The 11,953-nt window shown below is 70.8% G+C and carries 10 protein-coding genes; all 10 read left to right on the top strand.

Annotation, left to right across the window (positions count from 1 at the left end; translation table 11 throughout):
• Positions 1–2 precede the first annotated feature (2 nt).
• The 10 genes from ACGFIK_RS09830 to ACGFIK_RS09785 all read left to right on the top strand — a co-directional run bounded on the left by ACGFIK_RS09830 (position 3) and on the right by ACGFIK_RS09785 (position 11,884).
• Complete coding sequence (locus tag ACGFIK_RS09830) at positions 3–716, top strand: hypothetical protein (RefSeq protein WP_327023389.1); 714 nt, start codon at positions 3–5, stop codon at positions 714–716.
• Complete coding sequence (locus ACGFIK_RS09825) at positions 716–1,234, top strand: hypothetical protein (protein ID WP_327023388.1); 519 nt, start codon at positions 716–718, stop codon at positions 1,232–1,234. The genes ACGFIK_RS09830 and ACGFIK_RS09825 overlap by 1 nt, the downstream gene beginning before the upstream one ends.
• Positions 1,225–1,779 (top strand): hypothetical protein, encoded by a 555-nt coding sequence (locus ACGFIK_RS09820; RefSeq protein ID WP_327023387.1) that lies wholly within the window; start codon positions 1,225–1,227, stop codon positions 1,777–1,779. Before ACGFIK_RS09825 ends, ACGFIK_RS09820 begins: the two co-directional genes overlap by 10 nt.
• A 2-nt stretch (positions 1,780–1,781) precedes the next feature.
• Positions 1,782–1,970, top strand: a complete 189-nt coding sequence (locus ACGFIK_RS09815) for a hypothetical protein (protein ID WP_327023386.1) — start codon at positions 1,782–1,784, stop codon at positions 1,968–1,970.
• Positions 1,971–1,988: 18 nt separating this feature from the next.
• Positions 1,989–2,543, top strand: a complete 555-nt coding sequence (locus tag ACGFIK_RS09810; protein WP_327023385.1) for a hypothetical protein — start codon at positions 1,989–1,991, stop codon at positions 2,541–2,543.
• 93 nt (positions 2,544–2,636) lie between these two features.
• A complete protein-coding gene (locus ACGFIK_RS09805; protein ID WP_327023384.1) occupies positions 2,637–3,143 on the top strand; it encodes a SigE family RNA polymerase sigma factor in 507 nt (168 codons plus the stop codon).
• Positions 3,140–3,757: a hypothetical protein gene (locus ACGFIK_RS09800; protein ID WP_393338757.1), complete on the top strand. Its 618-nt coding sequence runs from the start codon at positions 3,140–3,142 to the stop codon at positions 3,755–3,757. The genes ACGFIK_RS09805 and ACGFIK_RS09800 overlap by 4 nt, the downstream gene beginning before the upstream one ends.
• 113 nt (positions 3,758–3,870) lie before the next feature.
• Positions 3,871–4,503: a hypothetical protein gene (locus ACGFIK_RS09795; protein ID WP_327023382.1), complete on the top strand. Its 633-nt coding sequence runs from the start codon at positions 3,871–3,873 to the stop codon at positions 4,501–4,503.
• 161 nt (positions 4,504–4,664) lie between these two features.
• Positions 4,665–6,686, top strand: a complete 2,022-nt coding sequence (locus ACGFIK_RS09790) for a flotillin family protein (protein WP_327023381.1) — start codon at positions 4,665–4,667, stop codon at positions 6,684–6,686.
• Positions 6,687–6,913: 227 nt separating this feature from the next.
• Positions 6,914–11,884 (top strand): DNA repair ATPase, encoded by a 4,971-nt coding sequence (locus ACGFIK_RS09785; RefSeq protein ID WP_393338754.1) that lies wholly within the window; start codon positions 6,914–6,916, stop codon positions 11,882–11,884.
• Positions 11,885–11,953: the final 69 nt, after the last annotated feature.

Here is an 11,953-nt window from a genome sequence, read left to right as displayed (position 1 = left end):
AAGTGCCCGTTCAAAGTCTTGAGTTGGTGGCACCGAGCGCTGCGGTGGTAAATGTCGAGTTGGCCGAATTCCCCCGGGTCACCAGCGTCGCGGCCCATGTCCGTTTCGCCAGTGGGGCGTACGGGCGCGGATTCCAGATAGGACCGCGCGGTTACCACGAATTCGCGTGCACCTACATGGTGGCCGCGAACCCGGTCGACCGCCTGGTTGTGCACGGCCGCGAGGTGGTCGTGTCGGAGTCGCTGGACAAGCACACCTCGGTAGCCACCCTGATCGGTGACTACCACGAGCTGATGACGGTGTTCGGTGGTCCGGCCCCGCGCCGGGAGAAGCTGGTCGAGCTGTTCTCCAGCCTGGAGATCGCCGACCAGGTTCGTGGGATGGCGCTGCGGCCCAGACGGGAGACCCTGCTGGGCACGATGAGCGAGCACATCGCGATCTTCGCCGAAGGGCTGGGCTCGCTGTCGATCCCGGGGCCCGGCCACGCGGCCGGTCACCAGCCGCGCCATCAGGGTGCCCGGACTAAGTTCGGTGAGGTGTGGCGGTCGCCCCTGCCCGGGGTCGCCTCGGCCACCCAGTTGACCGACTACACGTACACCCTCGGTTTTCCCTCCGCCATGGCGGAGGTGGTCTTCGCCGACGGCGACGACAAGGCGACCGATGCCGACAAGCTGAGCTGGTTGGAGCAGATCAACATTTCCTGGGCGGCCGGCTGATGTCACCGTCGGTGGCGCTGACCATCCTGAACTGGACCGCCATCCTGATTCTGTTCCTGGCGGTCGGGGCCCTCCTGCGGGAGATCAGGATGCTCCGGGCGCTGGTGGTCCGCGAGGTCAGCTATTCCTCCGCCGGGCCGGACGTGGTGATGGGTGCCACCGTGACGGGTGGCTCGGATCGCATCGTCGTCGCCTCGGACACCGGCTGCCCGCTGTGCGGTGCGGTGACGGCACGGCTCGCGGAACTGTCCGCTGCGGCGGGTGTCCGCCCGGTCCTGCTCACCTACGAGGAGGTCGAGCAGTGGCCGGCGCCGATCCGGCAGGAGTTCGATGTCGTGTCCGACCGGGACGAGTGGCAGAAGATCGCCCATCTGAGCCCGCCGGTGTTGATGGCCGTCCGAGCCGACGGCCAGGTGGTCGATCTCGCCCTGCCGGTCGATGTCGGGTCGGCCGAGCGGCAGTTCGACATGTTGCGAAAGAAGATCGTGCACAGCGAGGGGAGTTCGTCATGGCGTTGACGCTCGACCAGATTCCAGACCTGTCCGTAGCCCCGCCCAACGCGCCGCGCAGCCGGGCCCTGACCGAACTGCGGGTGAAGCCGCAGCGCCGTACGGTGTTGCGCGGCATCGCCTTCAGCGCCTTCGCGGTGGGTGGGTTCGTGGCCTCCACCACCGCCCGGTTCGCCTCCCCGGCCCACGCCGAGACCGGGCCCGGCGGCCTGACCGGTTGGGACCGCAACGACTGCAAGGATGCGTACCCCAACGGCTACTCGGAGCAGAAGGACAACGTCGGGGCGTACACCTCCCGGGCGGGTGCCTGCTTCGGTGGCGTGTACCGGGGCAGCACCTACTGCGCCTCCGGCTGGCACCGCTCCGGCACGGTGCGGGACGCCCCGGTCGTCTACTACTACAAGCCGGTGTCGAACGCCTGCGGTACGACCACGAAGAAGAACGCGTGGCGGTGGACCACCCCCGACGGGGTCTGGTGGCGGTGCTCGGACGGGAACACCACGGTCTCGGCCGGCGGCACCAGCAACACCTACTTCACCATCTGCCGGTACTGACCATGCTCGAACGCAGAAGTGCCGTGCTGCGGCGGCGGTTCTGGCATCCGTTCACCGGCATGGCCTGGGTGGTCGGGTTGACCCTGGTCGTGGCCGCAGTGGGTCTGGAGTACGCCGGGTGGTGGGTCACCACGCCGCTGGTGGCGGGCCTGGCCCTGACGGCCGGGTTCGCCACCAGCGGCTCCACTTGAAGCAAGAACTCAGCCGCCGTGCTGAGCTCGCCGGTCTGGCGAGGTTTTCCTGCTTTCTGCTTCTGCCTCGGGCTGGTCGCCGGGGGAATCGTCATCGCGGCGGTCCTGCTGCTGGTCGGTTCTCTGGTGCGGGCGCCCCTGCCGGTGCCGGTGCGGATCGGGATCGTGCTGGTCGCCGCCGTGCTGGTGACCTTGCGTGAACTCGGTGTGCTGCGCTTCGCGCTGCCGGAGAACCAGCGACTGGTGCCGGAGAGCGTCTTCCGGCTGGGACGGTTCGCCGGGCCCTTCCAGTTCGGTCTGGAGATGGGCACCGGGGTGCGGACCTACCTGCCCAGCGGGCTGGCCTATCTGACCGCGGTGCTGCTGCTGCTCTTCGCCACTCCGGTGACGGCCCTGGCCGCCGGGGTCGGGTTCGGCCTGGGCCGGTCCCTGATGACCATGTCGGCCCTGCACTTCGACGACTCCGGGGGCTGGAACCTGGAGTGGGATCACCGGTCCACGGCGGTCAAGCGGGCCCTGCTGCTCGCCTACCTGGCCGCCCTGGCGGTGCTGATCTCGTCGCTGCTGCCGTGAGCACTCCGGTCGGCCGATCGGTTCGATCGGCCGACCGGATCCGCGTGCAACAGAACGCCGTGCCGGTGGCGTACTAGTGGCGAGGGAGGTGGGATGGAAGCCGACGAGTTCGAGATGTTCGTCCGCCAGTCCACGCCGGCGCTGCGCCGGTACGCGCGTGCGGTGGCCGCTGACCCGGACCAGGCCGAGGACCTCCTCCAGGAGACCTACGTGCGGATGGCCGGCGCGTGGCACCGCCTGCTGGTCGAAGGCAACCCACTCGGGTACGCGAAGACCACCATGGTCCGACTGCACATCAGTTGGATGCGGACCCTGGTCCGCCGGGCCCGGCTGACCCCACCGGCCCGCCCCCTGGTCGCCGACGGGGGACTGGGCCGGGTCGACGACCACGACCAGCTCCGCCGGATGCTGGCCGACCTTCCTCCCTTGCAGCGGGTGGTGCTCGTGTTGTCGTACCTGGACGACCTGAGTGACGAGGCGATCGCCGAGGCCATCGGACGGCGACCGGCCACGGTCCGTTCGCTGCGTCATCGAGCCCTGGGCGCGATTCGCGCCGAGCTGCCCACCCATGTCGGCGCTGATCGGGAGGTCGCGGGATGAGCGATGTGCGGGAAGCCCTCCGTGCGGTCTGGGACTCCGACCCCGACCACTATCCGACCGGCTCGGATCCCCTGCCGGGGGTACGCGCCCGGCTGCGTCGGCGTCGTCGGGTGCAGACGGCGGGAGCGGGGCTGGCCCTGTCCGCAGTGGTCGGCATCGGGACCTTCGGGGTCATGGTGGCCGAGCGCAGCGAGGCACCGCCGACCGGGCCCACCTCCGCCAGCCCGGCCGATTCCGCCAGCCCCTTCGCACCCGATCTGTGGGGACTGCCGCCCTACCTGGATCGGGTGGATGCCACCGAGGCGGTGCTGCGGTCGGCCCGACCTCAGCTGGTGCCGACCGGTGTCCGGGCAGCGTACGAGGGCCGGGGTCCGGTGACCCGGGTGATCGCGGTGTACGACTTCACCGCGCCGACCGGGCTGCCCGGAACGCCACGCGAGGTGAGTGTCCCTAGTGGAGCTCAGGTGCTGACCACGGACGACTCGGCGACCTCGACGGCGTACCTGACGGCGTGGCGGCCGGACGGCAGTTCGCTGTTCCTGGCCGTGACCGCGGATCAGGTCGAGGTCCGATCCGCAACGATCGACGCACTGATTCAGGCCAATCTCAGCTGATGTCGCCCGATCCGGCCGGTGGCATTGGGTCGATCGGCCGCCCTGGAGATTGACATACCGTGTCACGATCATCGTGGTCGGTCCGAGCCGCCGACCACGGGGAGGAGGACGCGGTGACCGGTTTTCTCGGCGCGGCACTCAGCTTTCCCACCGTACTGTTCAGCTTTCTGCTGGTGGTGGTGGTCGGCTACTGGCTGCTGGTGTTGACCGGCGTGCTGGATCTGGGCGACGACCTGGACGTCGACGGCGGGGCGGGTGCCTTCCTCGCCGGCCTAGGTCTGGGGGGTGTGCCCAGCGCCATCATCTTCTCCCTGCTCGTCGCCGTCGCCTGGTTCGTCAGCCTGGCCGGCACCGCCCTCCTCGACGGCCTGGGCTTCGGCTCGGGCACCCGGATCCTGGTCTCGATCGGTGTTCTGCTGGCCGCCGCGTTCTGCGCGTGGCTGGTGACCCGGTTGGTCGCCATCCCCCTGGAGCGCCTCTTCCCGACCGAGTCGGACGCCACCCGGCACGCCTTCGTCGGCAGCCTGTGTGTGGTGCGTACCGGCACGGTCACGGCCGACTTCGGTCAGGCCGAGGTGACCGCGGCCGACGGCTCCTCGGCGGTGGTGCAGGTCCGGCAGCCGGGCGAGGAGAAGATGCCGGCGGGCAGTTCCGCCCTGATCTACGACTACGACACCGAGGGCGAGTTCTTCTGGGTCATGCCCGCCGGTCCCGCCTTCGATCCACTCAGACATTCCGCCCCGTAGCCGCCCCGGTGTAACCGCCCTGCCTGCGGATCACCCCGACCGGGGCAGCCGCCCCGATCGCCGGCCCGTCCCACGCCGCCCCTGAGACGTCTCGAAAGGAGGATGCGCGGGCGTTCGCCCGGCCGCTGCCGCCGGGCCGCCAACCGCCCGCGCGCCCAACCATGGAAGTCATCACCACTGGAATCGGCATACTCCTCGCCGTCGTCCTGCTCGTCGCGCTCGGCGTGGTGTTCATGGTCAGTCGGTTGTTCCGCAAGGTCGAGCAGGGCAAGGCGCTGATCGTCTCCAAGGTCCGGCGGGTCGATGTGACCTTCACCGGCGCGGTCGTGATGCCCGTCCTGCACAAGGCCGAGATCATGGACATCTCGGTCAAGACCATCGACATCGAACGGACCGGCAACGAGGGCCTGATCTGCCGCGACAACATCCGGGCCGACATCCGGATCACCTTCTTCGTCCGGGTCAACAAGACCGTCGAAGACGTGATCAAGGTGGCGCAGGCGATCGGCACCGCGCGGGCCAGCGACCGGGAGACCCTGCAGGAGCTGTTCAACGCCAAGTTCTCCGAGGCGCTCAAGACGGTAGGTAAGCAGCTCGACTTCGTCGACCTCTACACCAAGCGTGACGAGTTCCGCGACCAGATCATCCGGGTGATCGGCACCGACCTCAACGGGTACAGCCTGGAGGACGCGGCGATCGACTTCCTGGAGCAGACGCCGATGTCGCAGCTCGACCCGGCGAACATCCTGGACGCCCAGGGCATCCGGAAGATCACCGAGCTGACCACCCAGGAGAACGTCCGGACCAACGAGTTCCGGCGCAGCGAGGAGAAGGAGATCACCCGCCAGAACGTCGACGCCAAGGAAGCGATCCTTGAGCTTGAGCGACGGCAGGCGGACGCCGAGGCCAAGCAGCAGCGCGAGATCGAGACCGTACGGGCCCGTGAGCAGGCCGAGGTCACCCGGGTACGTGCCGAGGAGCGGCTGCGCGCCGAGACCGCGAACATCCGTACCGACGAGCAGTTGGGCATCCAGCACGAGAACCGGGCCCGCGAGATCGCGGTGGCCGAGAAGAACCGCGAGCGGGTCATCGCCATCGAGACCGAGCGGATCGAGAAGGACCGCATGCTGGAGGTCATCGGCCGGGAGCGGGAGACCGAGCTGAGCACGATCGCCAAGAACAAGGAGGTCGAGGCCGAGAAGCGGGCCATCGCCGAGGTCGTCCGGGAGCGGATCGCGGTGGAGAAGACCGTGGCCGAGCAGGAGGAGAACATCAAGCGGCTGCGGGTGGTCGAGGAGGCCGAGCGGACCCGCCAGGCGGTGATCATCCAGGCCGAGGCCGAGGCGCAGGAGAACCTGGTCAAGGACATCAAGGCCGCGGAGGCAGCCGAGGCGGCCGCCAAGCACAAGGCCCGCGAGCAACTGGTGCTGGCCGAGGCCCGGCAGCAGGCCGCCGAGTTGGAGACCCGGGCGAAGATCCGGTTGGCCGAGGGCGTCCAGGCCGAGACCGCCGCGGCCGGCCTGGCCGAGGTGCAGGTGCAGGAGCGCAGCGCCGAGGCGATCGAGAAGGTCGGCCGCGCGGAGGTCGCGGTGGAGCGGGAGAAGCTGCTGGCCGCCGCCGACGCGGTACGCGAGAAGCTGAAGGGCGAGGCCGAGGGCCTCACCGAGAAGGCCGCCGCGATGGCCGCGCTGGACGACGCCACCCGAGAGCACGAGGAGTACCGGCTGCGCCTGGAGTTGGAGAAGGAGGTCCGCCTCGCCGGGCTGGACACCCAACGGCAGGTCGCCGAGGCGCAGGCCAAGCTGGTCGCCACCGGCCTGGAGAAGGCGAACATCGACATCGTCGGCGGGGACAGCGTCTTCTTCGACCGGCTGCTCAGCTCGATCTCGTTCGGCAAGAGTGTGGACGGTTTCGTGGCCCACTCGGACGTGGCGAAGAACCTGACCAAGCCGTGGCTCGACGGCAGCGCCAGCTTCACCGACGACCTGGCCCGGATGGTCGGCTCGCTGAACAGCGCCGACGTGCAGAACCTCACCCTGTCGGCCTTCCTGGCACAGCAGATGCGCGCCGGTGGCGCCGACCAGGGCAAGCTCCAGGAGTTGCTGAAGGCCGCGCAGCGGCTGGGCGTGGCGGAGACCCCGGTCGCCGCCCTGACCGGCTCGCGGCAGCGCGCCGGTGAGTGAGCCGACCGCCGGTGGTGGGGGGGGGGGGGGGCCCCCCCCCCCCCCCCCCCCCCCCCCCCCCCCCCCCCCCCCCCCCCCCGCCCCCCCCCCCCCCCCCCCCCCCCGGGGCGCCGCCCGCGGGCGGGGGTGCGCGCCCCCCGCGGGGGGGGGGGGGGGCGCCCCCCCCCCCCCCCACCGGCCCGGCCCCGGGAACCCGACCCGGCGAAGCGGAGGCGGCCGTCCGCAGCGTGGACGCGGAGGGCGCGACCGGCTCCCCGGGGCTGGACGACGGCAGCTACGAGGTGCTGCGCAGGCGGCTGGCCGCCCAGGCCGCCGAGTTGGCCCAGCGGGCCGAAGCGCTCAACGCCCGGCGGCTGGAGGTCTTCGGCAGCACCGAACTGCGGCTGCTGAGCACCGAGCGGATCCGTACCGAGCACAACTGCGTGCCCCGGGACATCGTCTCCGTCGGCGGGTTGATGCTGTTCGGCTACAACGTCTTCATCGGCCTCAAGCCGGAGACGAGCGTCGACGACGTCTTCTCCCTGCACCGGTTCGTCCGCGAGTCGGCCGGTGAGACGGAGGCCTTCCGGTTCGACGAGGCCGGTCACGACGAACTGCCCGGTCTGCTGCGCCACCCGCAGTTCGTCCGCGACTTCTCCGAGCTGTACCGCTACTACCGGCAGGCCCGGCTGCTGCAACTGCGCCGGGTGGACGGCCGACTGCTGGCGGTGTTCCAGACCGGGCCGCGCACCGAGGACATCCGGGTGCTGCGCTGGCAGGTCGGTGTCGACGGGGTGCCGGAGTACCTGGACAGCCGGGGGGAGCGGGACCACGTCTTCCCGCCCAGCCACGACTTCGAGTGGATCGAGACCACCCGCGAGGACCACGTCCTCGGCCGGCACCCGCACATCTCCATCGACGGTGAGGTCTTCGTCGAGACCGTGGGCGGCACCCTGACCGTCAAGGTGGAGAACAACACCGAGGTCGGCGAGGGCATCTACAGCGAGCCGGTGGACGAGCCGTTGCAGAGCCTGGCCGACGCCGACGTGCACTGGGCGCGGGTCGGCACGTTGATCCTGATGCGGCTGCGGCCGTACAAGGAGACCCAGTGGCGGCACCTGGTCTTCAACACCATCAGCCGTGAGGTCATCCGGCTGGACGGCATCGGGGTGGCCTGCCAACGGCTGCCGGAGGACCACGGCATCATCTTCCCCGGCGGCTACCACCTGGCCACCGGGGTCACCCGCACCTTCGACACCGAGGTCACCGGCCTGGAGTTCGAGCGGGTGGTGCGCTCGCCGAACGGCGAGGACGTGCTCTACGTCTTCCACGCCCGCGACGACGGGCGCTCGCTGCTGCTGCCGTACAACGCGATCCGCAAGGAGGTCGCCGCACCGATCCCGTGTCACGGGTTCTCGCTGTTCGACGACGGCACCCTGGTGGTGTTCCGGGCGGTCTCCGAGGAGCCGACCCGGGTCCACCCGATGCAGATCTGGCAGACCCCGTACGTCTCGGACGCGTACGCCGCCGCGCAGCCGGCCGGCACCGGGCCCCTGGAGCGGATCGGCAACGCGGACCTGGTCCGGGGCATCTCCGACTCGCTGTCGGCGGCCCGGATGGTCGAGGGCACCGCCACGGCCGAGGTGTACGAGGCGCTGATCGCCGCCTGTGGCCGGATCAGCGACCACTACCACTGGCTGGGCGAGGAGGAACTCGGCGACCTGGCCACCCCGTTGGTCGGACTGCGGCGGACCGCCACCGCCGTGCTGGAGGAGCACGAGAAGGTTCGTACCCTCACCGAGCAGGCCCGAGTCGAGGTGGAGGCCAGCGCCGAGCAGATCGCCTCGCTGGCCCGCCGGGCCCGGGGCGAGGCGCCGCTGACCGCGGACGACTGGGTGGCCCAACTGGGTGGCCTGCGGCGGGCCCGGGGACACCTGGAGACCCTGCGCGAGCTGCGGTACGTCGATCATGCCCGGATCGACGAGCTGGCCGGGCGGCTGGACGAGGAACTGGCAGTGGCCGGCCGCCGGGCGGTGGAGTTCCTCCGCCGGGACGAGGCGTTCACCGGCTACCAGCAGGAGGTGGACCGGCTGGCCGCCCGGTCCGCCGAGATCGGCACGGTGGCCGAGGCCGGGACGGTCAGCGAGGAGTTGGCCGCCCGCACCGAAGGGCTCCAGACCATCACCGATGTGGTGGGTGGGCTGGACATCGCCGACGCGACCGTCCGTACCGCCATTCTGGGTCGGGTCGGCGAGGTGCTGGGGGCGGTCAACCGGGCGCGGGCGGTGCTCGACAAGCGCCGTCGTGAGCTGGCCGCCGTGGAGGGGCGGGCCGGTTTCGCGGCCGAGTTCGCGCTGCTGGGGCAGGCGGTGGCCGGTGCGCTGGCGGCGGCCGACACGGCCGAACGCTGCGACGAGCAACTGGGTCGGCTGCTGCTGCGGGTGGAGGAGCTGGAGTCGCGGTTCGGGGAGTTCGACGACTTCCTGGCCGAACTGGCCACCCGGCGTACCGACATCTACGAGGCCTTCTCCAGCCGCAAGCAGGCCCTGCTGGACGAGCGGTCCCGCCGCGCCGACCGGCTGGTCGCCTCCGCCGAGCGGATCATGGTCAGTGTGCACCGGCGGGCCGGCACCCTGGGCTCACTGGACGAGATCAACACCTACTTCGCGGCCGATCCGATGGTCGGCAAGCTGCGTGCGGTGGTCGAGGAGTTGCGTACCCTCGGCGACGCGGTGCGGGCCGAGGAGCTGGACGGCCGGGTCCGGGCCGCCCGCCAGGAGGCCGGGCGCGGCCTGCGCGACCGGCTGGACCTGTACGCCGACGGTGGCGAGACCATCCGGCTGGGTCGGCACCGGTTCGCAGTGAACACCCAGCCCATCGATGTGGCCGTGGTGCCGCACGAGGGCCGGATGGCGGTCGCGGTGACCGGCACGGACTACCGGGCCCCGGTGCGCGACGAGGAGTTCCAGCAGACCCAGCGGTTCTGGGACCAGCTCCTGGTTTCCGAGTCGCCGCAGGTGTACCGGGCGGAACACCTGGCCGCCACCATCCTGTCCGCCGCCGAGGCCGGCCGCGACGGGCTGACTCTGGACGCCCTGCACACCGCGGCGGTCGACGGCGATGACCTGCGGGACCTGGTCCAGCGGATCGCCGAGACCCGCTACGACGAGGGGTACGAGCGCGGTGTGCACGACCACGACGCCGCCGAGATCCTGCGGGTGCTGCTGCGCCTGCACGCCGGGGCGGAACTGCTGCGCTACCCACCCGCCGACCGCGCCGCCGCCTGCCTGTTCTGGCGGTACGGCACCGAGGAGTCGACCCGGACGGCCTGGACGGCACGGGCCGCCTCGCTGGCCCGGGCCCGCAAGCGGTTCGGTCGACCCGACGGTCAAGACGCCGCCGACGGGCTCTGCGCCGAGCTGGCCACCGCGATCGAGGGGTTCCTGCGGGAGACCGGGCTGCCCGTACCGGAGGGCGGGACCAACCTGGCCGGGGAGTACCTGTTCGAGGAGCTGTCCGTACCCCCGGTGCGGTTCGTCACCGGCAGTGGGGCCCTGACCATGCTGGAGCGGTTCCGGCGGGCCCTGGGGGGTACCCAGTCACGCTCCTCCCGGGAGTTCGACGAGGACCTGCGGGCCCTCGGCGGTGACCTGGCCGGTCGCCACCAGTTGGTGCAGGCCTGGCTGACCGCCTTCCTCGCCACCGACGACGGCGACCTGTCCGCCTACGACCTGCCGGAGGCGGTCGCCGTCGAGCTGTGCGGCACCGACCTGCCCCGGGAGAACAGCACCGCCGCCATGTCGGAGACCGTCGGCGGACTGCTCGGGGCCCACCCCCGGATCGAGGGCTCCACCCTGGCGGTACGCCTGGACGAGATGCTGGCCCGCACCCGGGCCTTCCGCACCGACCTGATCCCGGCGTACCGGGACTACCAGCGGCGACGCAACGCCCTGGTGGACTCCGAGCGGGACCGGTTGCGGCTGGAGGAGTACCGGCCGAAGGTGATGAACGCCTTCGTCCGCAACCGGCTGCTCGACGAGGTGTACCTGCCGCTGATCGGTGACAACCTGGCCCGGCAGCTCGGCGCCACCGGCGACGGCAAGCGGGTCGACCAGTCCGGCCTGCTGCTGCTGATCTCCCCGCCCGGCTACGGCAAGACCACCCTGATGGAGTACGTGGCCAGCCGCCTCGGCCTGGTCTTCGTCAAGGTCAACGGGCCGGCCCTGGGTACGAAGGTCACCTCCCTGGACCCGGCGGAGGCCCCGGACGCCACCGCCCGACAGGAGGTGGAGAAGATCTCCTTCGCCCTGGAGTTGGGCAACAACGTCCTGCTCTACCTGGACGACATCCAGCACACCAACCCGGAGCTGCTGCAGAAGTTCATCTCCCTGTGCGACGGGCAGCGCCGGATGGAGGGGGTCTGGGGCGGCCGGACCCGCACCTACGACCTGCGGGGCAAGCGGTTCGCGGTGTGCATGGCCGGCAACCCGTACACCGAATCGGGCAAGCGGTTCCGGATCCCGGACATGCTCGCCAACCGGGCCGACGTGTGGAACCTCGGCGATGTGCTCTCCGGCCGGGAGGAGGTCTTCGCGCTCAGCTACATCGAGAACTCGCTGACCGCCAATCCGGTGCTGGCGCCGCTGGCCGGACGGGAACGCGCCGACCTGGAACTGCTGGTCCGGATGGCGCGGGGCGACGACAGCGTACGACCCGATCAGCTGTCGCATGCGTACCAGCCGGTGGAGTTGGAACAGATCGTCTCGGTGCTGCGCAAACTGCTGCGGGTGCAGCAGGTGGTGCTGGCCAACAACCAGGCGTACATCGCCTCGGCGGCGCAGTCCGACGACGCCCGCACCGAGCCGCCGTTCCAGCTCCAGGGGTCGTACCGAAACATGAACAAGCTGGCCGAGCGGGTCGTCCCGGTGCTCACCGACGACGAGTTGGAAGCGGTGATCGACGACCACTACCTGGGCGAGGCGCAGACCCTGGCCGCGGGCGCGGAGGCGAACCTGCTCAAACTCGCCGAGCTGCGCGGCCGGCTCACCCCCGAGCAGGCCGCCCGCTGGGCCGAGGTGAAGGGCGCCTTCCAACGCACCCGGGCCCTCGGCGGTGCCGGCGACGACCCGGTCGACCGGGCCGTCGGCGCCCTCGGCCTGCTCGCCGACCGGGTCAACAGCATCGCCGCCGCCATTGTGAAAGGAAGGGCACCTTATTAACGCCTCGTGTATAGGAAGGGCCCCTTCTTAACAACTGCCCGGTGCCGGACCGGAGCATCCGGCCCGGCA

Origin of the sequence: Micromonospora sp. NPDC048871 (genome assembly GCF_043198155.1) — a bacterium.
In the GTDB taxonomy this organism is placed as follows: Bacteria; Actinomycetota; Actinomycetes; order Mycobacteriales; family Micromonosporaceae; genus Micromonospora.
This window is presented reverse-complemented; position numbering and strand designations above follow the sequence as displayed.